The sequence below is a fragment of the Pseudooceanicola antarcticus genome, assembly GCF_900215355.1.
GTDB lineage: Bacteria > Pseudomonadota > Alphaproteobacteria > Rhodobacterales > Rhodobacteraceae > Pseudooceanicola > Pseudooceanicola antarcticus.
The window spans coordinates 21449-45908 of sequence record NZ_OBEA01000007.1 but is presented as its reverse complement, the minus strand read 5'-3'; the positions used below and the strand labels follow the sequence as shown (position 1 = coordinate 45908).

At 66.6% G+C, this 24460-nt stretch carries 24 protein-coding genes; 16 read left to right on the top strand and 8 right to left on the bottom strand.

Translation table 11 applies throughout. The features are described from left to right. Positions 1-36: 36 nt before the first annotated feature. Positions 37-1386: a methyl-accepting chemotaxis protein gene (locus tag CRO50_RS16525; RefSeq protein ID WP_097147043.1), complete on the bottom strand. Its 1350-nt coding sequence runs from the start codon at positions 1384-1386 to the stop codon at positions 37-39. A 403-nt stretch (positions 1387-1789) separates the two neighbouring features. Between CRO50_RS16525 and CRO50_RS16520 the strand changes: the two genes are divergently transcribed. From CRO50_RS16520 to CRO50_RS16500, 5 genes are all read left to right on the top strand, one after another. Then, positions 1790-2719 carry an L-lactate dehydrogenase gene (locus CRO50_RS16520; protein WP_097147042.1) on the top strand — a complete coding sequence of 310 codons (930 nt, stop codon included), beginning with the start codon at positions 1790-1792 and terminating at the stop codon, positions 2717-2719. 195 nt (positions 2720-2914) lie between these two features. After that, on the top strand, positions 2915-3379 hold the full coding sequence (locus CRO50_RS16515) for an NUDIX hydrolase (RefSeq protein ID WP_097147041.1): 465 nt from the start codon (positions 2915-2917) through the stop codon (positions 3377-3379). After that, complete coding sequence (locus CRO50_RS16510) at positions 3376-4848, top strand: inorganic phosphate transporter (RefSeq protein WP_097147040.1); 1473 nt, start codon at positions 3376-3378, stop codon at positions 4846-4848. Before CRO50_RS16515 ends, CRO50_RS16510 begins: the two co-directional genes overlap by 4 nt. Positions 4849-4983: 135 nt before the next feature. Next, complete coding sequence (locus CRO50_RS16505) at positions 4984-5580, top strand: cache domain-containing protein (protein WP_097147039.1); 597 nt, start codon at positions 4984-4986, stop codon at positions 5578-5580. A 47-nt stretch (positions 5581-5627) separates the two neighbouring features. After that, positions 5628-8231, top strand: a complete 2604-nt coding sequence (locus CRO50_RS16500; RefSeq protein WP_097147038.1) for a methyl-accepting chemotaxis protein — start codon at positions 5628-5630, stop codon at positions 8229-8231. Positions 8232-8806: 575 nt separating this feature from the next. Here the strand turns inward: CRO50_RS16500 and metG are convergent. Both metG and CRO50_RS16490 read right to left on the bottom strand, forming a co-directional pair. Continuing rightward, positions 8807-10519, bottom strand: coding sequence for a methionine--tRNA ligase (gene metG, locus CRO50_RS16495; protein ID WP_097147037.1), 1713 nt, complete (start codon positions 10517-10519; stop codon positions 8807-8809). 137 nt (positions 10520-10656) lie between these two features. Beyond that, positions 10657-11412, bottom strand: a complete 756-nt coding sequence (locus tag CRO50_RS16490) for an SDR family NAD(P)-dependent oxidoreductase (protein ID WP_097147036.1) — start codon at positions 11410-11412, stop codon at positions 10657-10659. A gap of 258 nt (positions 11413-11670) precedes the next feature. On the opposite strand from CRO50_RS16490, the gene CRO50_RS16485 reads away from it, so the two are divergent. Next, entirely contained in the window at positions 11671-12714 is a 1044-nt protein-coding gene (locus CRO50_RS16485; RefSeq protein WP_097147035.1) for an aldo/keto reductase, read from the top strand. 179 nt (positions 12715-12893) lie between these two features. Beyond that, positions 12894-14255 (top strand): 3-hydroxyacyl-CoA dehydrogenase NAD-binding domain-containing protein, encoded by a 1362-nt coding sequence (locus tag CRO50_RS16480; protein ID WP_097147034.1) that lies wholly within the window; start codon positions 12894-12896, stop codon positions 14253-14255. A gap of 3 nt (positions 14256-14258) precedes the next feature. Here the strand turns inward: CRO50_RS16480 and CRO50_RS16475 are convergent, their stop codons facing one another. After that, positions 14259-15116 (bottom strand): helix-turn-helix domain-containing protein, encoded by an 858-nt coding sequence (locus tag CRO50_RS16475; RefSeq protein ID WP_097147033.1) that lies wholly within the window; start codon positions 15114-15116, stop codon positions 14259-14261. A gap of 96 nt (positions 15117-15212) precedes the next feature. Here CRO50_RS16475 and CRO50_RS16470 point away from each other — a divergent pair, with 96 nt between their 5' ends. Genes CRO50_RS16470 through CRO50_RS16460 form a run of 3 tightly spaced genes read left to right on the top strand, consistent with a single transcriptional unit; the run spans position 15213 to position 17213 of the window. Beyond that, positions 15213-15419, top strand: a complete 207-nt coding sequence (locus CRO50_RS16470) for a DUF2061 domain-containing protein (protein ID WP_097147032.1) — start codon at positions 15213-15215, stop codon at positions 15417-15419. Then, on the top strand, positions 15412-16317 hold the full coding sequence (locus CRO50_RS16465; protein ID WP_097147031.1) for a fatty acid desaturase: 906 nt from the start codon (positions 15412-15414) through the stop codon (positions 16315-16317). Before CRO50_RS16470 ends, CRO50_RS16465 begins: the two co-directional genes overlap by 8 nt. Before the next feature lie 14 nt (positions 16318-16331). Then, on the top strand, positions 16332-17213 hold the full coding sequence (locus CRO50_RS16460; protein WP_097147030.1) for a DMT family transporter: 882 nt from the start codon (positions 16332-16334) through the stop codon (positions 17211-17213). Here the strand turns inward: CRO50_RS16460 and CRO50_RS16455 are convergent. Both CRO50_RS16455 and CRO50_RS16450 read right to left on the bottom strand, forming a co-directional pair. After that, complete coding sequence (locus CRO50_RS16455) at positions 17206-17919, bottom strand: NUDIX hydrolase (RefSeq protein ID WP_097147029.1); 714 nt, start codon at positions 17917-17919, stop codon at positions 17206-17208. The genes CRO50_RS16460 and CRO50_RS16455 overlap by 8 nt on opposite strands. A 17-nt stretch (positions 17920-17936) precedes the next feature. Further along, positions 17937-18347, bottom strand: coding sequence for a DUF983 domain-containing protein (locus tag CRO50_RS16450; RefSeq protein ID WP_097147230.1), 411 nt, complete (start codon positions 18345-18347; stop codon positions 17937-17939). A gap of 300 nt (positions 18348-18647) precedes the next feature. On the opposite strand from CRO50_RS16450, the gene CRO50_RS16445 reads away from it, so the two are divergent. The 4 genes from CRO50_RS16445 to CRO50_RS16430 all read left to right on the top strand — a co-directional run bounded on the left by CRO50_RS16445 (position 18648) and on the right by CRO50_RS16430 (position 21103). Further along, positions 18648-19241 carry an EF-hand domain-containing protein gene (locus CRO50_RS16445; RefSeq protein WP_097147028.1) on the top strand — a complete coding sequence of 198 codons (594 nt, stop codon included), beginning with the start codon at positions 18648-18650 and terminating at the stop codon, positions 19239-19241. 229 nt (positions 19242-19470) lie between these two features. Further along, positions 19471-20061 carry an RNA polymerase sigma factor gene (locus tag CRO50_RS16440; protein WP_097147027.1) on the top strand — a complete coding sequence of 197 codons (591 nt, stop codon included), beginning with the start codon at positions 19471-19473 and terminating at the stop codon, positions 20059-20061. Then, positions 20054-20563, top strand: coding sequence for a hypothetical protein (locus CRO50_RS16435; RefSeq protein ID WP_097147026.1), 510 nt, complete (start codon positions 20054-20056; stop codon positions 20561-20563). Before CRO50_RS16440 ends, CRO50_RS16435 begins: the two co-directional genes overlap by 8 nt. Positions 20564-20566: 3 nt before the next feature. Further along, positions 20567-21103, top strand: a complete 537-nt coding sequence (locus CRO50_RS16430; protein WP_097147025.1) for a periplasmic heavy metal sensor — start codon at positions 20567-20569, stop codon at positions 21101-21103. A gap of 79 nt (positions 21104-21182) precedes the next feature. On the opposite strand, the gene CRO50_RS16425 is transcribed toward CRO50_RS16430, so the two are convergent. Next, positions 21183-22616 carry a GGDEF domain-containing response regulator gene (locus CRO50_RS16425; protein ID WP_179747308.1) on the bottom strand — a complete coding sequence of 478 codons (1434 nt, stop codon included), beginning with the start codon at positions 22614-22616 and terminating at the stop codon, positions 21183-21185. Positions 22617-22753: 137 nt separating this feature from the next. Here CRO50_RS16425 and CRO50_RS16420 point away from each other — a divergent pair, with 137 nt between their 5' ends. After that, a complete protein-coding gene (locus CRO50_RS16420) occupies positions 22754-23038 on the top strand; it encodes a DUF3572 domain-containing protein (protein ID WP_097147023.1) in 285 nt (94 codons plus the stop codon). 49 nt (positions 23039-23087) lie between these two features. Here the strand turns inward: CRO50_RS16420 and CRO50_RS16415 are convergent, their stop codons facing one another. Then, the gene (locus CRO50_RS16415) at positions 23088-23546 is read right to left on the bottom strand and encodes a MarR family winged helix-turn-helix transcriptional regulator (RefSeq protein WP_097147022.1); all 459 of its coding nucleotides are present in this window, start codon (positions 23544-23546) and stop codon (positions 23088-23090) included. 217 nt (positions 23547-23763) lie between these two features. Here CRO50_RS16415 and CRO50_RS16410 point away from each other — a divergent pair, with 217 nt between their 5' ends. Further along, positions 23764-24456: an HAD family hydrolase gene (locus CRO50_RS16410; protein WP_179747307.1), complete on the top strand. Its 693-nt coding sequence runs from the start codon at positions 23764-23766 to the stop codon at positions 24454-24456. Positions 24457-24460: the final 4 nt, after the last annotated feature.

Here is a 24460-nt window from a genome sequence, read left to right as displayed (position 1 = left end):
TGTTTTCGAGGGGCTGCCGGCCTGACCTTGCAGCGGTCAGGAGGCCTGCAGAACCGCCGCGCCTTGTGGCACCTCCCAGGAGGAGCTGCCCCTGGAGATGACGAAATTCCCGGTGCGATCCTTCAAGGTCGCGCTCTTCTGCGCCAGGTCGCGGGTGGCCTCCGCGGTGTCATAGGCCACCGCCGCATTGCGCTGCGTGACCTGGTCGAGGCTGGTGACCGCGCTGTTGATCTCTCCGATGGTGGTGGATTGCTGCTCGATCGTCTGGGCCACCTCCTTGACCAGCACATTCACCGAATCGACCCGGTCGAAGATCTCGTTCAACTCGGTGCTGGTGCGCGCCACGAGGCTGGTGCCAAGGGCAACGTGGGTCGAGCTTTCGCCGATCAGCCCGCGGATCTCGCGCGCGGAATCTGCAGTGCGGCTGGCCAGCGAGCGCACCTCAGAGGCGACCACGGCGAAACCGTAGCCCGCTTCGCCCGCCCGCGCGGCCTCGACACCGGCATTGAGCGCCAGCAGATTGGTCTGAAAGGCGATGTCGTTGATGACCGACAGGATATCCGCGATGGCCTTGGAAGAGCTCTCGATCTTTTCCATCGCTTGGGTCACCTCCTGCACCAGCGCGCCGCTGGTCTCGGCGGCGCTGCGGGTCTCGTCGGCGGCCTGCGACACGCGCTGGACATTCTCGGCCGAGACCCGTGCGCTGGCGTCCAGCTCTTCGATCGCTGCCGCGGATTGCTCCAGCGTGGCGGCCTGGCTTTCGGTGCGCCGTGACAGGTCGTGGGTCGAAGAGCCGATCTGCTGGCTGAGCGCTTCAAAGTCCACCGCGAAGGTCTGCACCTCCGACAGGGTGTTCGAGAAGGTCTGCATGCTGTGGTTATAGGCCGCGCCCAGGGCGTCGAGATCGGGAATGCCGCTGTGCGGGATGCGGTCGGTGAGATTGCCCTGGCTGAGGCTGTCGAGCGCCTGGGCCAGCCGTTCGATGGTGTTGCGGCGCTTGGTGACATCGGTAGCGATCTTGGTGATGCGGATCACGTTGCCGTTGCTGTCGCGCACGGGGGCATAGGTCGCCTGGATCCAGATCCGGCGGCCGCTGCGCGTGCGGCGGGGGAACTGGTCGGCAATGGGCTCTCCGGCTTGCAGGCGGTGCCAGAAATCGCGGTAGTCGGGGCTGTCGGCGTAGCTTTGTTCGACGAAGATGCGGTGGTGCTTTCCGATCACCTCTTCGGCGGAATATTCCAGCGCGCTCAGGAAATTGCGGTTCGCGTCAAGGATGATGCCATTCGCATCGAAGTGGATGACGGCTTGAGTCTCTTCGACGACGCGCAGCACGGCGCGTTCGTTGTCGGACATGGCCGAATGTCGTGTCTGTCCCCACAGTCCCATGCGCGCTCCTTCGCGTTTTCTGCGGGTTGGATAGGCCCTTTCCCTTTCCGTTCTCTTAAGTGCCCTCTGCTTTCGGCGATTTCTTCCGCGCATTTGGTTCAACTTGCGAAGGGTGGCAGGACATCCCCGTCGGGGTTCAGCTGCGTGGCGCGGGGGCAGGCGCAAGCGTCTGAAAATGAATGATTTGCCCGGATCGAAACGCGGTGCTTCCCGAAAGCTGCGGCCAAGCGCAACAGGGCGCGGGCCCTTCGCCGTGCCCTGTCTTTGGAAGTGGCGCGGAAATGGGCCAAAGGTGGGCCATGCGAGGCCTGCAGGGGGGCATGACCGGCTTGGGGGATGCCAAGGCGCGTCTCCCGGCCTAACCTGCCGGAACGGGAACCTGGACAGGCAAGGGAGCGGGCTGATGAAAGTGGGTATCGTGGGCGCAGGCATGGTGGGCTCTTCGGCGGGCTTTGCACTGGTGATGCGCGGGGTGGCCAGCGAGGTGGTGCTGGTCGATCACAACCCCGCCCTGGCCCTGGCACAGGCCGAGGATATTGCCCATGCCATGCCCTTCGCCCAGCCGACACAGGTCTCTTCGGGGGACTACGAGGCGCTGGCCGAGGCCGATTTGATCATCATTGCCGCCGGGGTGCCACAGAAACCCGGTGAGAGCCGTCTCAGCCTGCTGGGCCGCAATGCCGAAGTCTTCGGCGATGTGCTGGCGCAGACCGGCAAGGTGGCGCCTGATGCCATCCTGCTGATCGCCTCGAACCCCGTCGATATCATGACCGAGGTGGCGCTGAAGCTCTCGGGGCTGCCGGCGGCGCGGGTCTTCGGCTCGGGCACCATCCTGGATACGGCGCGCTTCCGCTACCTGCTGGGACGGCACCTGAACGTGGCCGCGCAATCGGTGCATGCCTATGTGCTGGGCGAGCATGGCGACAGCGAGGTCCTGGCCTGGTCCTCGGCCCGCTCGGGCTGCGAGACCCTGGACGACGTGGCCGATCAGCTGGGCCGGCCGATCAGCGAGGCGGTGCGCCACGAGATCGATCAGAACGTCCGCCGCGCGGCCTACAAGATCATCGAGGGCAAGGGCGCCACCTGGTACGGCATCGGCGCCGGGCTGGCGCGGATCGTCCAGGCGATCCGCGATGACCAGCGCGCCGTGCTCACCGTCTCGGCGCGGGTGCCCGAGATCGAGGGCGTCCGCGATGTCACCCTCTCGCTGCCCCGCGTGGTGGGCCGCGACGGCGTGGCCGAGACCCTGATCCCGCATTTGTCCTATTCCGAGGCCACGGCACTGCGCGCCTCGGCCGAGATGCTGCGCGAGACAGCCGCAGAGCTGGCCTGAAACCGCAACAGGGCAGGGGCCCGGCGGTCAACCGGGTGTTACGTGGGGCTTGCACAATCGCCGGGTGATCTGGTAGCAAGCCCGATCCTTTTTCGAGCGTCATTCGTACGAATTGTTCGCACCGGAGAAGGCCAACGGCACGTAGAGGCCGAATGGCAGGACCAGACGGGCCACAAGGCCCGCGATAGGTGAGGAATGTTGAGGCAATTCTGGAACTCCTTTCTTGTGCCCCTGATGGTGCGACCCGCGCGCTACCAGGTCGCGGCGCTGTGCCATCGCGGCAAGGGAAGTTCCACGCGCATTCTTCTCATCACCTCGCGCGATACCGGCCGCTGGGTGCTGCCCAAGGGCTGGCCCAAGCGCGGCCATGACGCCGGCGGCACGGCGCTGGAAGAGGCCTGGGAGGAGGCCGGGATCAAGCCTCAGGGCCGTCCCCGGCTGGTTGGCCGCTACCACTACCAGAAACGGCTGGACGGCGGCCTGCCGGTGCCCACGCGGGTCGAGGTGTTCGCCATCCCCGTTTCCGGCCTGCATGACGATTATCCCGAGAAGGGCCAGCGCGACCGCGTCTGGATGAGCCCCGCCGATGCCGCCGCCGCGGTGCATGAGCCCGAGCTCTCGGAGCTGCTGGCCGGGTTCACCGCCGAGGCGCGGCAATGAAGGGACCGGCACGGCGCGGCCCCGGAGAATGGCGCAGTCTCGACCGCGACCTAGAGCGCGTCTCGGTCCTGGAGGCCGGAGCCATCCACCTGTCGCGCCCGCTCCTCGGGGCGGGGATCTCGCTGGTCTTCATCGTGCTCTCGATGCTGATCGCGCTGCTGGTGACGGGACGCGAGCCCGGCATGCTGGTGATCGTCGCCGCGGCGGCGCTGGCGGCCTACATGGCGCTGAACATCGGCGCCAACGACGTGGCCAACAACATGGGCCCCGCGGTGGGATCGGGGGCCTTGCCCATGGCCTGGGCCATCGCCCTGGCGGTGGTCTGCGAAAGCGCGGGGGCGCTGGTCGCGGGCTCGGATGTGGTCGAGACCCTGTCCCGTGGCATCCTGCAATTCGAGCTCGTCTCGACCTCCTCGAGCTTCGCCATCGCCATGATCGCGGCGCTTCTCGGCGCGGCGATCTGGGTCAATGTCGCCACCTGGATCGGGGCGCCCGTCTCGACCACCCAGGCGGTGATCGGCGGCATGATCGGCGCGGCGGCGGCGGCGGGGGGGCTTTCGGCGATGAACTGGCCCACGCTGGGGCTGGTGGCGCTCGGCTGGGTGGTCTCGCCGCTGCTTGGCGCGCTGGTCGCGGCGCTGCTGCTGGCGCTGATCAAGTGGCGCATTCTAGATGCCGAGGACAAGATCGCGGCGGCGCGTCGCTGGCTGCCGCGCCTGATCGGGCTGATGGCCGGTGCCTTCACCGCCTACCTGCTGCTCAAGCTGCCGGTCCGCCTGGTGACAACGCCCCTGGCGATCGCTCCGATGGCGCTGGCCGCGGGCGCGCTGGCCTGGCGCCTGTCGATCCCGGCGATCCGGGCCCGCGCCGAGGGGCTGGAGAACCGCCGTGCCTCTCTCAAGGTGCTCTTCCGCCTGCCGCTGGTGATCTCTGCCGCCCTGCTGTCTTTCGCCCATGGGGCCAACGACGTGGCCAATGCCGTGGGGCCCCTCGCGGCGCTGGTCGAGGCGCAGCGGGCAGGCGTCCCCTCCGAGTTCGTCTCTCTGCCCTTCTGGGTGCTGGTGATCGGCGCGGCGGGGATCTCGGTCGGGCTTATGCTCTTCGGGCCGCGCCTGATCCGCATGGTCGGGCATGAGATCACCCGCCTCAACCCCACCCGCGCCTTCTGCGTCGCCCTCTCTGCCGCGGTGACCGTGATCCTGGCCTCGGCCCTCGGCCTGCCGGTATCGTCGACCCATATCGCGATCGGAGGCGTCTTCGGCGTCGGCTTCTTCCGTGAATGGTTCATGCAGCCACGCAGCCCCGAGCCCGGCCGCCGCTACCCCGCGCAGGAACGCCGCCGGCGGCGCCTGGTGCGGCGGTCGCACTTCATGACCATCATCGGGGCCTGGGTGGTGACGCTGCCCTGCGCGGCGCTGCTCTCGGCCTTCGTCTTCACGGTGATCCGCCTCGTGGCGGGGCTCGGCTAGGTGCCGGCGCCGGTAGATCCGGCGTATTTTCTGCAAAACTGGTGCTCTGGGAGAAGGTTGGGCGGCGGGAATTAAGCCCGCCGAAAGCCTTTTGCCCCAAGGTCCGCCCGATATTCAGCCAATCGGGGATTGCAGATGACCGCCCTTCGCTCGTTTCTCGCCACTTCGGCGATTGCCCTTTCGTCCCTCACCCTGTGCTTCGGCACGGGGGCCCAGGCCAACCCCTATGACGCCTCGATGCGCGACTACCTGGAGGCGGAAGTGCTGCTCTGGGTCTTCGACCCGATCGTCATAGAGGCGATCCGCGACCAGAATGCCCGTCACGGGACCATGCCGCAGGCCGAGATCGACGCGCTCGACCAGCAGTGGCGGGCCGAAGTTGGGACCGGGGATCAGCCGCTGGTCGACGCGGTGCTGGGGCACCCGGCCTCGGACTTCCTGCGCGCCCGCTCGACCGAGTCCGCCGGTGCCATCAGCGAGATTTTCCTGATGGATGCCAATGGCCTGAACGTCGCCGCCACCGGCCCTACCTCGGACTACTGGCAGGGGGACGAGGCGAAGTTCCAGGACACCTTCTCGGTCGGGCCGGGTGCGGTGCATGTGGGTGACGTCGAATTCGACGAGTCGACCCAGGCCTACCTGGGGCAGATCTCGGTCTCGGTCACGGACCCCGACACGCGCGAGGTGATCGGCGCGGTGACCATCGGTCTGAACGCGGACATGCTCTACTGAGCCTGCGCAGAACTCCCTGACGGGACCAGATCACGGAAGGATCGCAGATGACCAGCGCCGCCGCGGCCCGCTTGCCAGACAGCTCTCGCAGTTCGGGCAGGATACCCTTCTTCCGCACGACCTTCTTCCGGGCCACGGCCATCGTTGCGGTCTGCATCCTGATCGTGGTCGCCTTCTCGCAGGTGCTCTGGATTCGGCACACGGTCAGCACCATCGAGGACTGGACCGAGATCCGCGCGGTGGAAACCACCAAGGGCCTCGCCAGCAACCTCTCGGGTGCCGCAAAGTTCGGCCGGACAGAGGCCGTCTCGCCCATGCTCGAAGGCTTCATCGCAGAGCTCAATGGCGATGTGCTGGGGGCGATGCTGCTGCGCTCTGACGGCGAAGTGCTCTACCAGACCGGGATCGAGGGCTTCGTCCCGGCGGCGGCGCAGGCCCTGGCGGCCGAGGCCCTGGCGACCGGCACCTTCCTTGCGGACCGGGAGGCGGGCCTCTGGGCCTCGCCGGCCTTCTACGGACCTGACGGGACCGTCGTGGGCAGTTTCGTCTCGCAATGGACGCCCGCGTTGCGGATCGCTGCGGCAATGCAGGAGATGCTGATGGCCGGTCTCGCCAGTCTCGGCATTTTCCTGGTCGCCCTGATCTCGGCGGCGGTGATGTTCTACGGCTATATCTCGCGGCCGCTGCAACGGGTGGCCGACCAGATGGGGGAAGTGGCCCTTGGCCGCTACGACGTCCAGATCCACGGCACCCGGCGCGGCGACGAGATCGGCCGTATCGCCTACCGTCTGCAGCGTTTCCGCGACGAGCTGGGCGCGGCGCAGGGCACGGCGCGCGAGAATGCCTTCAAGAGCGCGGCGGTGAATACCTCCGGCTCGGCCCTGATGTTGCTCGACAAGGAGCAGCTGATCGCCTTCGCCAATCCCGCCTGCACCCGCATCCTCGAAGGCTCTGCCAAACGCATTCGAGAGGCCTGGTCCGGTTTCGATCCCACCCGGATCGTCGATCAACCCGCAGGGCGGCTGCCGGGCATTGGCGCAATTCTCGAAGACGTTGCCAATGGTCACAAGGGCCTGCCCTATTCCGGCGATGTCAGGTGGGGCGATGTGTTGATCGCGGTCTATATCAACCGCGTCGACTCGGAGGAGGGAGAGCCGATCGGCTTCGTGCTGGAGCTCAACGACATTTCTGCCGAGAAGCTGAACGAGGCCGTGCTGGGCTCCATCGAATCCCACCAGCTGCGGATCGACTTCGACGCCGACCAGAGGCTCTCTGCCTGCAACGCACGCCTGCTTGAGCTTCTCGGCACGGATCTTGCCGCGCTGCAGGGGGTCTTTGCGCTGGATCTCATGCAATGGGTCGGCGTGACCGAAAGCGACCGCCAGGAGGAGCAGCGCAAGCTGAAACAGGGCAAGGCGATCAGCGGCAAGTTCAAGATGCGCAAGGGACAGGGTGAGATCTACGTCGAAGGCAGCGTCAGCCCGCTGATCGATGGCCGTGGCGAGATCGAGCGCATGGTCTTCATCGGCTCCGACATCACCGATAGCCACATCGCCATGCGCGATGCCGAGATCGAGCGCCGCGAGACCGCCGAACAGCAGCAGCTGGTGGTCGACAAGCTGAAGGTCGGGCTGCGGCAGCTGGCGGATGGTGACCTGACCGTCTCGATCCCCGACCCGTTCCGCGCTGAATACGAACAGCTGCGGACCAATTTCAACCAGGCGGTGGAAGCGCTTCATGTGGCCATGGGCGCGGTGATCCAGAACTCGGAGTCCATCCGCGGCGAGGCCGGCGAGATCAGCAATGCCGCCGATGACCTCGCCCGGCGAACCGAGAAGCAGGCCGCCACGCTGGAAGAGACCGCCGCCGCGCTGGACCAGCTCACGGCCTCGGTCAAATCCGCCGCTTCCGGGGCCGATGAGGCCAGCCAGATTGCCGCCACTGCCCAGAGCAAGGCGGAGACGGGCGGCGAAGTCGCGCGGAAGGCGGTTTCCGCGATGGATGCGATCAAATCCTCGTCGAAGGAGATCTCGAAGATCACCTCGGTCATCGACGACATCGCCTTCCAGACCAACCTGCTGGCCCTCAACGCGGGCGTCGAGGCGGCCAGGGCGGGGGAGGCGGGACGTGGCTTTGCCGTCGTGGCCACCGAGGTGCGCGCCCTGGCACAGCGCTCGTCAGATGCCGCGCGCGAGATCAATCAGCTGATCTCCAGCTCCGGCAATCACGTGCGCTCGGGGGTCGAGCTGGTGGATCGTACCGGCGAGGCGCTGGATGAGATCGTCACCTCCGTGGTCGATATCTCCAGCCGTGTAGCCTCCATCGCCAGCTCTGCACGAGAGCAATCCAGTGGCCTGAACGAGATCAACTCGGCCATGAACGACCTGGATCAGGTCACCCAGCAGAATGCCGCCATGTTCGAGGAGACAACCGCCGCAAGCCATGCGCTGACCAGCGAAGCCAATGCTCTCGTCGAGGCCGCCAGCCGTTTCCGTGTCGACGAGGTGCGGGTCCCCGGAGGACGCAAGCGCGGCAAGGAGAAGGGGACGAAAGCCCCGGTCGCGCCGATGCCGCGCAAAAGCGCGGTTGGTGCCCCGTCGGAAAGCGCGCGGGTCGCTGAGGCCGGTGCCGCAAGCTGGGAGGAATTCTGACCCCTTGCAGAAGCTTGCGTGAGCCACGCGGGCAGGGTCGGCAGCCTCGGGGCGGTTGGCATAGGCCTGATCCCGCAGGGCTGGTGAAGACAGGACCCGTGCTGGCGACACCTGACAAGACAGTCCCTCCAGCGAGGGCCCTCGCACCTACGGGCGCTTGCAGCGTTCGCCTTTCTGCCGACAGTTCCTGCAACGACAGACCCTGCGCCCGTGGTTCTCGCGCATGCGGCCGTTGCGACCACAGATCCTGCAACGACAGAGCCTGCAAAGAGGCGCGTTGCGTCGATCAATCTTGCGGCGACAGAATGTGCCCCGAAAGGCCCCGCAAGGACAGCACAGACCTTCTGCCGTCCGAACCTTCTGCCGACCGAATTCGCGATACCGGAGGCTGAGGCGAAACCTGTCGCCAACTGACCTCACCAGGTCAGACCTCGATGCGACTTCCCCGGAGCGAGCAAGTTCTTGCAGAGAGCACGCTGCCGCGAGACATGAGCCGAAAACAGAAGAGGCGCCCGAACCTGGGGCGCCTCTTCCTCAACTCGTATTGCGGTGTCCTTGAACCTCGGTCCGCGGGCTCAGTCGCGCTTGCCGCTGAAACGTTGCTGCCATTCTTCGCGCTCGTCGTCGGTGATCTTGCGGAAGAGGTTCTCGGGGACCGTGAATTCGGCACCTGCGGGCAGGGCCGAAAGCGCTTCGTTCAGGTCGCCGGGCCAGTCGAGACTGTCCAGCTTCATGGCCTCTTTCAGCACCGCGGAGGTGTCGGGGATGAACGGGGCCGAGAGCACGGCGTAGAGCCGGATCAGGTTCAGCGACAGGCGCACGATCGCGGCGGCGCGCTCGGGGTCTTCCTTGAAGGCGGCCCAGGGGGCGGCGCTTTGCAGGTATTCGTTGCCAGCCGCCCAGATCGCCCGCAGCTCCTGCGCCGACTTGCGCACTTCCATGGCGTCCATCATCTGCTCGTAGCGCTGCAGCCGCTCGGTCAGCTCTGCCAGCAGGGCCTCTTCCGCCGCGCCGTAGCTGCCGCCTTCGGGCACCACTTCACCGAACTTCGAGCGGCAGAACTTCGTCACGCGGCTGACGAAATTGCCCAGCACATCGGCCAGGTCCTTGTTCACCGAGGCCTGGAAGTTCTCCCAGGTGAACTCAGCGTCAGAGCTCTCGGGGGCATGGCTCAGCAGCCACCAGCGCCAGTAATCCGACGGCAGCACCTCGAGCGCCTGGTCCATGAAGACCCCGCGCCCGCGCGAGGTCGAGAACTGGCCGCCCTCGTAGTTCAGGTAGTTGAAGCTCTTGATGTAATCGACCAGCTTCCAGGGCTCGCCGGAGCCAAGGATGGTGGCGGGGAAAGAGAGGGTGTGGAAGGGGACGTTATCCTTGCCCATGAACTGGGTGTAGGTCACATCCTCGGCGCCGGCATCGGTGCGCCACCAGCGCTGCCAGTCCTCGCCCTTGCCCGCATCGACCCATTCCTGGGAACAGGCGATATACTCGATGGGCGCGTCGAACCAGACGTAGAAGACCTTGCCCTCCATGCCGGGCCAATCCTCGGTGCCCTTCTTGACCGGCACGCCCCAGTCGAGGTCGCGGGTGATCCCCCGGTCCTGCAGGCCATCGCCATCGTTCAGCCACTTCTTGGCGATCGACGTGGTCAGCACGGGCCAGTCGGACTTGCTGTCGATCCAGGCCTCCAGCTCGTCCTTCATCTGCGACTGGCAGAGGTAAAGGTGCTTGGTCTCGCGCATCTCGAGGTCGGTGGCACCCGAGATGGTGGAATGCGGATTGATCAGGTCGACCGGGTCCAGCTGCTTGGTGCAATTGTCACATTGGTCGCCACGGGCGCTGTCGAACCCGCAATTGGGGCAGGTGCCTTCGATGTAGCGGTCCGGCAGGTAGCGCCCGTCGGTGGGGCTGTACATCTGCGTTTCAGAGACCTCTCGGATGAGGCCCTGCTCGTCCAGGACACCGGCGAAATGCTGGGTCAGTTCCTGGTTGCGCTGCGAGGACGAGCGTCCGAAGTGATCGAAGCTGAGCCGGAAACCCTCGGCGATGCCCGATTGCACCTCATGCATCTCGGCGCAGTATTCGTCCACCGGCTTGCCGGCCTTGGCCGCGGCAAGTTCTGCCGGGGTGCCGTGCTCGTCGGTTGCACAGAGGAAGAGCACCTCGTTGCCGCGCCCGCGCAGGTAGCGCGCGTAGAGGTCGGCGGGCAGTTGAGAACCCACGAGGTTGCCGAGGTGCTTGATCCCGTTGATGTAGGGGATCGCCGAAGTGATGAGATGCCGCGCCATGGACGCCTCCTTGAAAGCTGCTTTCCCCGAAGGGGCTGACCCGCCTCATAGCCCGCCCGCTGCCGAATAAAAAGGGCCGCCCGCAGGGCAGCCCTTGATCTTGGGTGAAATGTGCCGGGGCGGGGGCCCTGCAGCAGTCAGCGTGCCGCGTAGCCGCCGTCCACCAGGTGGTAGGAGCCGGTGACGAAGCTTGCCTGGTCCGACAGCAGGTAGAGCACCAGCGAGGAGACCTCTTCCGGGGTGCCGAGGCGGTTGAAGGCATGCTGGCTGGCCAGGAATTCCTGCGAGGCCTCGTCGAGGTTGGCGTCCACCAGCGGGGTGTGGATGAAGCCCGGTCCCACGGCGGTGACACGGATGTTGTCGGCCGCATGCTCCAGCGCCGCGTTCTTGGTCAGCCCGACGACGGCGTGTTTCGTGGTCACATAGGCCGAGGAATTGGCAATGCCGACAGAGCCCAGAACCGAGGCGATGTTGACGATGGCGCCACCACCGGCGGCCTTCATGGCCGGCACCGCGAAGCGGATGCCGTAGAAGACGCCGTTCAGGTTGACGTCGATCACCTGCTTCCAGCTGTCGATCGGGTATTCGCCGACGGGTGCCGCGGCGCCACCGATACCGGCGTTGTTGACCAGCAGATGCAATGCGCCGGTCTTTTCTTCTGCAAACTTCACCATGGCTTCGACCGAGGCCGGATCGGCCACGTTGCCCACGAAGGTCAGCGCCTTGCCGCCAGCGGCCTCGATCTTCTCGACTTCGGCCTCGGCGGCCTCTTCCTTCAGATCCGCCACAACGACCGTGGCGCCCGAAGCCGCCAGCGCCTCTGCAATCGCCGCGCCGATGCCAGAGGCCGCGCCGGTGACGATGGCGGTCTTGCCGTCAAATGTCAGTTCCATGGGGTGTTCCTTTCATTCTGCGTGGGGTCGAAATCAAGTTGACCGTGTCCACTACACTACCATGTGGCGTTTTTCCTGAAGAGTTACAGCCCCCGGTCTGCGCATTTTCGCGCAGCGGGTCCTGCCGAAACGGCCACTTGGAGACAGCTGGAGCGGGGGAGGGGCATAGGCGCAATTGCCGGAAATCGCCTTGCAACCCGAAGGAAAATCGTAACCTTCTGCCCTTAGGACAATCAGAAAGCTGCGAACGGACGGGACATGCGTAAGGTAAAGCTTGGCCGCACGGGGATCGAGGTGACGAATTACTGCCTCGGTTCGATGACCTGGGGCAATCAGACACGCAGCAAGGAGGCGCATCAGCAGATCGATGCAGCTCTCGAGCGCGGCATCAACTTCATCGACACGGCAGAGGTCTATCCGGTCAATCCCGTGCGCGAAGAGACGATCGGTCGGACCGAACGGATCATCGGCCTCTGGCTGGAGAAAAGCCGCGGTCATCGCTCCGAGGTGGTGATTGCAACAAAGCACGCTGGCGAAGGCCAGATGATGATCCGCGAGGGCAAGCCGATCTCGGCCCAGACGATCAACGAGGCGATCGAGGGATCGCTGCGCCGCCTGAAGACCGACTACATCGACCTCTACCAGTTCCACTGGCCCAATCGCGGCTCCTACCACTTCCGCAAGATCTGGGGCTACGACCCTTCGGGCCTGCACCGGGATGCGGTGCTCGAGAACTTTCATGAATGCCTGGAGGCGCTTGAAAAGGAACGCAAACGTGGAACGATCCGCGCCTTCGGGCTCAGCAATGAGACCGCCTGGGGCATGGCGCAATACCTGCGGATGGCCGGCGATGACGTCCTGCGCCCGGTGACCATCCAGAACGAATATTCCCTGCTTTGCCGACATTTCGACAGCGATCTGGCAGAGCTGTGCCTGATGGAAGACGTGGGCCTCATGGCCTATTCGCCTCTTGCCGCCGGTCTTTTGACGGGCAAGTACCAGGGGCGGGCCAAGCCCAAGGGATCGCGCATCACGCTGAACCCCGACCTGGGCGGCCGCGCTACCAAGCGTGCCTTCGCCGCGATCGACGACTACATCGACGTGGCCTTCAAGCATGACCTCGACACGGTCGCCATGTGCCTGGCCTGGGTCGCACAGCGCCCCTTCACCGCGTCGGTCATCTTCGGCGCCACGGACATGGAGCAGCTGCAACGCATCCTCGATGGCGTCGACCTGGAGCTCTCGGAAGAGGTGCTGAAGGATCTCGACGCGGTCTACAAGGCACATCCGATGCCCTTTTAGCGGGAGCTTGCGTCGGCCGCGCAACACTCTTGCGCGAATGCCGGGGCAGGGCGATTGCGCCCTTGTCCGCTCACCCCGGACCGCGTTTGCTACGCGGAAGGGGTGAGAGGTGCCGTGGTTCTTCTATCGGATATGACTGACTTGCCGCCTGTCGCGCGGCTCGGCACAGAGGTTTTCTGATGCCCTCCGTCGTCGCGATCATAGGGGCCGGTCGTATCGGCGCAGGCTGGGCGGCGCGCTTCTGTCTTCATGGATGGAACGTCCGGGTCTTCGATCCTGATCCGGCAGCCGAAGATCTTCTGCGCAAGACCATGGAGCGCGCCCGCGCAAGCCTGCCGGGACTTCTTGACGAAGCGCTTCCGCCTGAGGGTCGTCTCGAAGTGGTTCCGCTGATGTCCCAGGCCGTGGACGGGGCGGACTGGGTGCAGGAAAGCCTGCCGGAACGCATTGAGCTGAAACAGAAAGTCTACCAATCCCTGCAAGAGAAGATGGATCCGGGTGCGATCCTGGCCTCCTCGAGCTCGGTGTTCCCGGTGTCGGATCTGCAAGCTTTCTCGAACCGTCCTGATCAGATCGTCACCGCGCATCCGCTCGATCCGGTCTATCTCGTGCCGTTGGTCGAATTGAGCGTCAGCGCCCGCAATGGCGCGGCACGGATCGCCCGCGCCGAAGAGGTGCTGGAGGGCATCGGCATGGTCCCCCTGCGCCTGCGTGCCGAACGCGCCGGACATATCGCCGGCCGTCTGGCTGAGGCGACCTGGCGCGAGGCGCTTGGCCTGCTGCGCGACGGGGCAGCCGTGACCTCCGAGATCGACATGGCGCTGCGCCATGGGCTGGGGCCGGTCTGGGCCGAGCTGGGGCTTTTCCAAAGCGGGCGCCTTGCCGCAGGTAGCGAGACCCTGCCCGTGCCCTGGCCAAACGAATGCGGGAACGAGGAACCGAGCGTCGAGTTGGGGCGCGCGCTCCGCGAGCAGATGGACGAGCAGGGGGTGCTCTCGCTCGAGGGGCTGACTGCGCGGCGAGACAAGGCCCTTGTCTCGGGCCTGCGCAACCGGCCCGAAGGTCTCGCCAGGATCGAAGGAGCGCCGCTGCCCGGTCCGCCGGGGCTGGGTGTGACGCGGGTGATCCCGCTCGACTGGCTTGATCCCATGGGACATGCGCCGGTCGAATGCCTACCCCGCCTGTTGTCCCCCCTGCGGGATGCTTTCCTGGAAAAGCTGGGGTGCGGATCCGGGGCGCTGGCTGCCCATGACCTGCGTATACGCCTCGCCGCGCAGCGGATCGACCAGCCGATGGCACTGCCGACTGCCAGCCCCCTGCGTCTGGAGGTTGCGCTTCTGACCGTGGAACAAGGGGCGATCCAACTCAGCTACCGCGTGAAGTTTGGATCAGAAGTGATTGCCTTGGTTGGGGAAACTCTTGGCCTTGCCGCGCTCTCGGATGGTGCCGCGCGCAATCTGCCGCCCCCCCTGCGAGAGGCGCTGCTGCGCCGGTTGACCCTGCAGGATGTGTCCGATGGCCCGCAGGACCTGATCGCCTGAGGCTCAGATCCAGTCTTTCAGCTCTCGCAGGTATTCCGGCAGCACGCGGGAGGCCACCGAGGCCTCGCGCACCAGGTAGTCAAAATGCGCGGTCATTGCCTGCACGCGTTCGGTGTCGCGGAAGGCGATGTAGTTCTGGCCGATATAGAGGACCGACAAGAGCGGACCGAAAATGGTGACCGGAGAGGAATAAAGCCGCCGGGCATCGAAAAGATACATGCGCATTCGTGGATAAAGGCTTTCCAGCAGGTCGGCGAAACGGTCGATCTGCTCGGCGCGGATATCGGCGGGAACGTCCGCGTAGTAGCCTGTGGCGGTGGCGAAGGCGATCATCTCGTGCCGGGGCAGGGCGATCTCGTAATCCGAGGAGGCGTTGCGCATCCAGCTCAGCTTGTCGGCCGAGGCGCCGATGGCCTGTTGTGTCGTGCGACCCAGGTGCGGTGAATATTCCCATTCCAGCAAGGCGTTGGCCTTCAACATGTCGGGCAGGGCAGCAGGCACATGGCGGATCTTGTAGCCTTCCGCTTCCTGGTGCCAGGCGAAGATCTGTTCGTCGATCAAGGCGCGCGGCGCCTCGGTCATCCGCGACGAAGCCGCCAGCAGATCCGCCGCAGTCTCGGGCCGTTCGGAAAGCGCCAGCAGCCAGTCCGCAGAGACGCCGAGCGCCGCGGCGCATTCTGCGACCACCTGCGCATTGGGCAAACGCGGAGAATCGCCCGAAAGTAGCTGCGAGATCGTCGAGCGATCCACGCCGACGCGCCGCGCCAGGGCGCTTTGGCTCATCGCCTTCTCGCCCATGGCTTCGCGCAGGCGGTGGCGGAAGGCGTGAGCACGTTCTCTCTTGTCGACTTTATCCATCATATTGTGAATTAAATCACATAATGCTGGATTTGTTAACAAGATCCCGAGTTCCGATCCGCCGCTGCCCCCCCTACCTTGGTGTCAAAAGGGGACATCATGGAAACGAAGACGCGGAGCCTTCTCAAGGGCATCCTCTGGACCTTGTTTGGATTCGTCATAATGAGCCTCGTGGGTCTGGCCTTTACCGGCTCGGTCACCACGGGCGGCCTCATGGCGTTCATAAATGCTACCCTGGGGCTGATCACATATGTCATCTACGAGCGCATCTGGGCCCGCATCCGTTGGGGGCGCCTCGATGCGTGATCGCCGAGGGCCTGCCGTGGAATGGCCTACTCTGGGCCTCTTCCTGCTCTGCTACGGAGGCTGGATCGCGGCGACGACCTGGCTTGCGGGGATCTCGCTCGCGCTGGCCATCGTGGTGCTTGCGATCACCGCGGCGCTGCATTCCTCGCTCAGCCACGAGGTGATCCATGGGCACCCCTTCCGCAATCGTCTGCTGAACCTGGCGCTGGTCTTTCCGGCGCTCTCGATCACCGTGCCCTACCTGCGCTTCGAGGCCACGCATCTGGCGCATCACCACGACGAGATCCTGACCGATCCCTATGATGATCCGGAGTCGAACTTCCTTGATCCCGGCGTCTGGGCGCGTCTGCCGTCCTGGCGCAAGCTCTTGCTGCGCATCAACAATACGCTTCTGGGGCGGATCTTGATCGGCCCGCTGGTGGGCAATGCCAGCTTCATCGCGCTCGAGGCGCAGACGGCGCTGCGCGACCCGCAGGTCCTGCGCGGCTGGCTCTGGCATGTGCCGGCGCTGGCGCTTGTCGCGCTCTGGCTGACAGAGGTCGCGACGATGCCGCTCTGGGCCTTCGCCCTGGGCACCTACCTGTCGCATTCCCTGCTGAAGATCCGCACCTTTCTCGAACACCAGGCCCATGAGAAGGCCCGCGCCCGCACGGTGATCATCGAGGATCGCGGGCCGCTCGCACTGCTCTTCCTCAACAACAATTTCCACGTGGTGCATCACATGCACCCGAACCGCCCCTGGTACGATCTGCCGGCCCTCTACGCGAAGCGGAAAGAGCATTACCTGCGACGCAACGAAGGTTACCGCTACGCAAATTACGCCGAGGTCTTCCGACGCTACTTCGCCCAGGCCAAGGACCCGGTGCCGCATCCTCTCTGGCAGAGATCGGGGGAATAGCGCATTAGGGCAGCATGACCCCCTGGATCGCCTTCACCCTTGCCGCCGTCGTCTTCCAGACCGTGCGCTTCATGTTGCAGAAGCAGCTCGCCTCCAGCGGGCTCAGCCCCGCCGGGGCCACCTTCGCGCGGTTCCTCTGGGCCGCGCCGCTGGTCTGGCTGGCCTTCGCGCTGCAGGGCGGCAACTTCCCGGCCGTGCCACCGCTCTTCTGGCTCTACGCCATCGTCGGCGGGATCACCCAGATCCTGGCCACCATCTGCGTCGTGGCCCTCTTCAAGAGCCGCAACTTCGCCGTCGGCGTGACGCTCAAAAAGACCGAGGTGCTGCTGACCGCCTTCGTGGGCCTGGCCATCCTGGGCGAGAGCATCAGCGCCCTGGCGCTTGCCGCCATCCTCACCGGCCTCGCCGGAGTGCTGCTTTTGACCGATCTTCCTGGCGGCAAGGGATTGCAACGGCTCGCAAATCGGGCCGCGGTACTGGGCCTTGCCTCGGGGCTTTTCTTTGCGCTGTCGGGGGTCACCTATCGCGGGGCCTCGCTGCTGATCCCGGCGGAACCTGCGACGCGGGCGCTGCTGACCCTGCTCGTGGTGGTCACCTCGCAGGTGGTGATCCTGGGCGCCTGGCTGCTGCTGCGCGAAGGCGGAGAGATCACCCGCGTCGTCCGCGGCTGGCGGCGTACGATCTGGGTCGGGCTGACTTCGGTCGCGGGCTCCTATTGCTGGTTCGCCGGGTTCACCCTGCAGAACGCCGCATTGGTCTACGCGGTAGGCCAGTTCGAGGTCGTGCTCTCGCTGCTCGCCTCGGTTCTGTTCTTCCGCGAGAAGGTCTCGGGCAAGGAGCTGGGCGGCATCGCCCTGATCACCGGCTCTGTCCTGGCGCTGATCGCGGTCAGCTGACCAGCGGAGAGCGCCCGCCCAGCCTGCGGAAGAGCTGTTCTTCCTCGTCCTGGGCGAAATAGGGGACCGAGGCCGGGGCTTCTCCGGTCTCGCTTGCGGCGATCTCGGCCAGCACGACCTCGGTGATGAAGGGCAGATCGAAGGCGCGCACCTCGGGCAAGGGTATCCATTGCAGGTGGCTCAGCTCGTCGCAGGCGGCCGAAAAGTCCTCGAGGTCGCCCCGGATCGCGGCATCGGCGTCCAGGGTGAAGAAACGGGCGTCAAAGCGGCGCGGCCGCCCCGGAGGCGTCACCGCGCGAAAGACGAAACGCAAGGCCGAAGGGTCGGGGCGGTGCCCGGTTGCGGCAAAGCCCTGCCAGTCGGCGGGGGCGTCGGGCCAGGCGCCGGGGCGGCCCAGGACCAGGCCGGTCTCTTCCCAGAGCTCGCGGATCGCGGCGGCGGCCAGGGCAGGAACGAGCTCTGGTCGGGCATCCTCGGCCAGGCGGCGGGCGCAGGGCTGGGGCAGGGGAGCGGCCAGGGGAACCTCGGCGTCCTCCGGATCGACGGCGCCGCCGGGGAAGACGAATTTCATCGGCATGAAGGCGGCCTTGGCGCCACGCTGTCCCATCAGCACTTCGCGCTGACCCTTGCGCGCGCGCAGTGCGATCACCGTTGCCGCGTCACGGATCGGCACATCGCGGGCTGGCGTTTGCGCGCTTTGGGGCATCGGCGTCTCTCCGGGGCTCAGCTCTCGCGGCCGAACCCATGCATTCTGCGGGCCCATTGGAAGGCGACCATCGCCCCCTTGAGCCTTGGCAGAAGGTAGAGAGACAGGGCCACCGTGCCAATAGCGAAGATGGTGAAGAGCACCAACGGCTCGGGCTGCCAGGCCATCCAGACGGTGCCCAGAAGCGGCGCTGCAAGGTGGCCGACGATGAGGATGGTCATGTAGGCTGGCCCGTCGTCGGCGCGATGATGGAAAAGATCCTCCCGGCAGACCGGACAATGGTCGCGCACCTTCAGGTAGCCCTTCAGCATCGGGCCCGAGCCGCAATTGGGACATTTGCGCCGCCAGCCACGCCGCAGGGCGGGGCCAAGCGGCCGCTCGGCGCTCTTGGCATCCACGGGGGACCGGGTCTGGGCATTGTCCTGCATCGGGGGCTCCATCAGGGGTCGGGCGGGCTTTTCGGCAGCTCTTCGCATCATCCTCAATGCGGGGCGCGCGGCCATGAGGCAAAGCGCCGCCTGCGCGGATTGGCGCAGGCTATCAGGTTTCAAAGCCTTTTCAGAACCTTGGGCAAGACCATGGGGCCGCTTGCGGAATGAATTAGGCCGTGTCGGGAAAAAAGCGACCTGGGGTGCGACGGAAACGCGGGGCTGCGCCGTTCTACCTCCAGATGCGGACGGGATGCCCCCCGCCCGATCAACCCGAAAAGGGAAAGAGGAGAAGACGACATGAAACGCGTGATCCTGTTTGGCGGTCTCACCATCGCGGCACTGGCCACCTCTGCACTTGCGCAAGATCCGGGCCAGGCCCCGGTCCCGCCGCGAGGTCCGGTCCTTGACTTCGCCCAGGCCGATGCCGACGGCGACGGCAAGCTGACCGCGGAAGAGATCCAGGCCCAGGGCCAGGCCCGTATGGCCGAGCGCTTTGCCCTGGCCGATGCCGATGGCGACGGGGTGGTGACTTCTGACGAGATGATCGCCGCGCTCGAGGCCCAGGCCGAGGCGCAGCGCAAGAACCGCATGGAACGCATGGTCCTGAAGATGTTCGAGCGTGCCGATGCCGATCAGGACGGCGGCCTGACCCTGGAAGAGCTGACCCCGGACGCGCCGCGCGGCGGGGATCGCATGTTCGCCCGGCTCGACACCGATGCGGATGGCGCGATCAGCGAGGCCGAGTTCGAGGCCGCCCGCGAGAAGATGGCCGCAGGCCATGACAAGGGCCCGCGCTTCGGCAAACCGGGCGGTCCGGGCCAGCACGACGGTGGCCCCCGCGGCGAGCGCCCGCCCTTCTTCTACTTCTTCGGCGGACGTGACGCCGGCTGAGGAGCGCGTCCGGCCCTCGGGCCGGGCGGCAGATCCGTCGTGAGCGGTGCAGAGCCGCCCCCTTACGTCGGGCACATCCGCGGCGTCCCCCAGTCGCGGAGGGTGTCTCCGGGCCCGGCGGAAGGATCGTCCCCCTTCCGTCGGGCTCGGGCACTGCAACCGGGGCGTCCTGCCCCCGAGACTGACCCATGCGTGGACAGGCCACGCGGAAACGGATAGCCCGACTGGCATGCAGCAGATGGCACTCGATGATCCAGACGCCATACCCGACGATGCGCTCCTCGTGCTCTATGCCAACGGGGACGGCCAGGCGTCGCGTCTGCTGACCGCCCGGCTGGCGCCGCGTGTCCTGTCCCAGGCGCAACGGATGCTGGGGGACCGGGCCGAGGCCGAGGACGTGGCGCAGGAGGCGATGTTGCGGCTCTGGCGCATCGCGCCCGACTGGCGGCGGGGCGAGGCCAAGGTCTCGACCTGGCTCTACCGGGTGACGGCGAACCTCTGCACCGACCGGCTGCGGCGCAGGCGCGGCGGGGCGGGTCTGGATGATCTGCCTGAGCCCGAGGATCCTTCGGCCCCGGTCGAGGAGACATTGCAGGCGCAGGCGCGACTGGATGCGTTGCAACGGGCGCTGAACCAGCTGCCGGACCGGCAGCGGCAGGCGGTGGTCTTGCGCCACCTGGAAGGGTTGGGCAATCCTGAGATTGCCGAGATCCTGGAGATCAGCACCGAGGCGGTCGAGAGCCTGACCGCACGGGGCAAACGGGCGCTGAGCCGCCTTCTGGCAGCGCGGCGCGAGGAACTGGGGTATCACGATGACTGATCGCGAGGACAAGGACATGCTGCCCGACGCGGCGCTGGAAGCGCTCTTTGCCGAGGCGCGGGATGTCGAGGCCCCGAAGGCTGCCGGGGCCGATGACCTGGGGCTGCCGCCGGGACTTTCGGCGCGAATCCTGGGCGATGCCGATCAGCTGCAGTCTGACCGCGCCGCCGAGGAAGCGGCCCGGCGCCAGCGGCTTCGGGCGACGGCCGGAGGCTCGGCACCGCTGGCCGCAGCCGGGCTGGTGCCTGCGGGCGCAGGGATGGGGCAGGGCGTGCTCTCTGGCCTGGGGGGCGGCTTCTGGGGTCAGCTTTCCCGTGCGCTTGGCGGGCTGCCGGCGCTGGCGGGCCTTGGCGCCGTGGCGGTGGCCGGGCTCTGGATCGGGGTCATGCCCCCGGACGCGCTGGAGAGCTCGCTCGAGACCCTGCTGGGCAGCTCGGTCAGCAGCAATCCCTACCTGGTGGACAGTACCACCGCATTCGATTTCCTGGACAGCGAGGGCTGATTGATGAGCACTCCCGAGAACCCCGAAACGGGCCCCGAAACGTCGCCGCCCGGCGCCCCGAGGGCGCGCCTCGGGGCTGGCCTGCGAATCCTGCTCTTTGCCTCCCTGGCGCTGAACCTGGCGGTGGTGGGGCTGATCATCGGCTTCCTGACCCGTGCCCCCTTCCGCCCGCCGCCGCGTCCTGATCAGGTCGGTGGGGCGCTGACCTTCGCGCTCACCGAGAAGGATCGTCGCATCATCGGCCGTGAGGTCTTCCGCGCCATGCGCCGGGGCGAGAACGAGAACCGGACCCGCCGCGCCGAATACGCTGCCGTGCTGGCGGCCCTGCGCGCCGAGCCCTTCGAGCCCGAGGCCCTGCGGGGCAGCTTCGAGCTGCAACGCCAGGCCGCGATGCGCCTGCAGGTGGCGGGCCAGCGGGCGCTGATGGACCGTATCCTGCAAATGAGCCCCGAAGAGCGCGCCGCCTTCGCGGACCGGCTGGAACAGGGGCTGAAGCGTCGCGACGAGAAACCGCCGCGCAATCCGCCGCCGCGCGATTGATCGCGGGCCGGTTTCTCTGAGCAGCTACATTGCCGAAAGGGGGTAAGCCGGCGGGGTGTTCGCCCCATCTGGTCGCCTGCTAGCCCCTGGCCTCTGCCCGCCGTATGGCGGGCTGTGGCGGGGTGAGCGGCGGATGGCAGACCACCTGGTCGCGCCCGGCCCGCTTGGCCGCATAGAGCGCGCGGTCGGCATCCGCGATCAACTCTTCGGGACAGCGCCGCCCGGCGCCGCCCGTTGTCAGACCGACCGAGATCGTCAGCGGCAGCGGGGCCTCGAGCTCTGGCAGCTCAAGGGGGGCCTCGCGCAGGCGGGTGCAGAGCCCGCCCGCGATCTGTCGCGCCGCCTCGGGGCCAACGCCTGGCAGGATGGCCAGAAACTCTTCTCCGCCGATACGGGCCAGCACATCCTCGTTGCGCAGGTTGCGGCGCAGGATCTGCGCCACCCATTGCAGCACGATATCCCCGGTGCCATGGCCATAGCGGTCATTGACCGCCTTGAAGTGGTCGAGATCGGCCACCAGCACCGCGAAGCCCTCGCCGCGCATCGCCGCAGCCTGCGAGATCTGGGCCAGCCGGGGCAGGGCGAAGCGGCGGTTGTGCAAGCCGGTCAGCGGGTCGGTGACCGAGGCGCGCAGGCTCTCGGCCAGGGCCCGGCGCAGGGCGCGCCGCCGCGCCAGCCGCGCCTGCAGAAGCCGCATCCGCGCCGCGATCTCGGCCGCGTCGAAGGGGCCCGGCATCACCGCGCCGGCGCCGATGTCATAGGCCTGGGCCTGGGTGTAGGGCGAGGCGCCGGGGGCGAGGACCAGGATCTCCTGCTCCAGCCGGTCCGAGCGATTGGTCATCTCGGCCAGCAGACGCAACCCGCGGCCTTCATTGTCCGGTGCCAGTCCCAGCACCAGCAGGCCCGAGCGGTCCGGCTGCCCCGGTGGCGCCGCCCGTCCCGAGCCCTCGCGCAGCTCGCCCATGTCCAGGAACTCCAGCCGGAAGCCCGGCAACCCCTCGAAGGCGCGACGCCAGTCGCGCGCCGTGGCGGCATCGGGGGCGATGAAACTGGCCCGCGCCACCCCCGGAAACCGCGCGCGGCTTTCGGACAGGCCGGGCAGGCGCAGGTCGTTGCCGCGCAGCTTGAGGGTGTTCATCACCTCGCGTGCCCTCTGCTGGGCGCGCATCCTTGCGCGGAAGACCTCCTGCGGTTCATTGCGCGCGATCACGTCATCGGCGCCCGCGGTCAGCAGGCCGGAGCGTCCCAGGTGAGCGCCCGGCGCGGTGACCACCAGCAGCGTGACCTCGGCGGCGCGGGCGTCGACCCTGAGCCGGCGCAGTAAGCGCCCGGTCGGCATGCTCTCGAGCTCATCGGCGATCAGGATCATGCCGGGTTGCCAGTGATCCAGAAGCTCCAGCGCCTCGAGCGCCGTGCAGGCCACCTGGATTTCGTAGAAGGCCCCCGAGAGACGCGCGGCCAGCGAAATCCGTCGCGTCACGTTGTCATCCACGATGAGGATACGTCCGGGCATGTCGGCGGGGCTCCCTGCGGGCCGCCAAGGCCCACCCCGAGTGGCAGGGCAGAGCCATGGCGGCGATATTGCGTAGGACATCAATTGGTGAAATTGGTAAAGAAACCATTTCGCCGCTTCCGGAGACACCCGCCCCCATGAGCCTGTCGCAAACCCGCGCCGAAGAGATCGCCCTGGCCTGCCTTGGCTGGCTGGCGGCGAACGAGGACCTGCTGCCGGTCTTCATGGGCGCCTCCGGCGTTGCGGCAGAGGACCTGCGCGCCTCGGCGGAGGACCCGCATTTTCTGGGCGCGGTGCTGGATTTCCTGCTGATGGATGACGCCTGGGTCATGGGCTTCTGCCAGGCGCAGGGGTTGGACTACGATGTGCCCTACCAGGCCCGGCAGGCGCTGCCGGGCGGGGAGCAGGTGCATTGGACCTGAGGCAAAGAGGGTAAGCGAAAGCTGAAGAACACGGCGTTGGGGCCGCTGCTCAGAGGTGGCTCAGCCCGGCCTCTTCGCCCTCGGCGAGCTTGCGCAGCAGCTGGCGCAGGGTCTCGGCCTCTTCCTCGCCCAGACGGTCGCTCATCACCTTGCCATTGGCGCGGGCATAGGGGGTGCCGATGCGCACCGCCTCCTGTCCCTCGTCGGTCAAGGCGATGTTGCGGGTCCGCCGGTCGCCGGTGCCCGAAGAGCGTGAGACCAGTCCCGCCTGCTCGAGCTGGCGCAGGGCGCGCGAGGTGGCGGTGCGGTCGATGCCGACGAAATCGGCCAGTTCCGAGGGCTGGGTCAGCCCTTCGTTGGCCAGGCCCAGCAGGATGCACCAGGTGATCCGGGTCAGCCCGATGTCGCGCAATTTCTCATCCAGGCGGCGCTCTTGCAGCCGTGCCGTCACGGAGAGCCAGTAGCCAAGGGATTGGTGAAGCCTGTAGGGGGGGATATCGCCACTCATGGGGCCATCAGACAGGGGCAGGGGCGAAAGTCAAGCTTCGGGACTTGGCCCGGCTTTGCAAATCTCCTGAGCGGATTTTACAGCTCTGGCGAGAGTGCTGCATATTTGCAAGCACACAATTGCAAATGTTGATCCCATGGGGATACGAGCCCTTGCGGCAGGTCCGGCAATCGCGCAGCTTCCCGCTGGAAATGTGTGTGGGGACGGAAAAATATCGATGCTGAAAGGACTTCTTTTCGACAAGGACGGAACGCTCTTTGACTTTGGCGGCACCTGGAACGCCTGGGCAGGACAGGTCCTTGACGATCTATCGCAGGGCGATCCACAGAGGCTTCAGGCGCTGGCGCGATCACTGCGGTTCGACCTTGAAACCAAGGCCTTTCGACCAGACAGCCCTGCCGTTGCCGAGACCAATCGAGAACTGGCCGAGCTGCTCTTGGTCCATCTGCCCGAGCAGACGCTGGAGGGGCTGGAGGACTTCCTGACCGAAGAGGCCGCCAAGGCACCGGTGGTCCCGGTCACCGACCTCACCGCACTGATGCGGGATCTGCGCTCGCGGGGCTTCCACATGGGCGTCATGACCAACGACTCCGAGGTCTCGGCCCGTTACCAGGTGGGCGATGCGGGGATTACCGAGTTCTTCTCGTTCATTGCCGGCTTCGATAGTGGCTTCGGCTCCAAGCCCGACCCCGACCCGCTGCTGGCCTTTGCCGCAAGCGCCGGGTTGCCGGCCTCCCAGGTGGCGATGATCGGCGACAGCCCGCATGACCTGATCGCCGGCCGCGCGGCGGGGATGATCTGCGTCGGCGTGCTGACCGGCCTCGCCCAGGCCGAGGACCTGGCCCCCTATGCCCATGTGGTCCTGCCGCATATCGGCCACCTGCCGGAATGGCTGTCGGCCCAATCCTGAGATC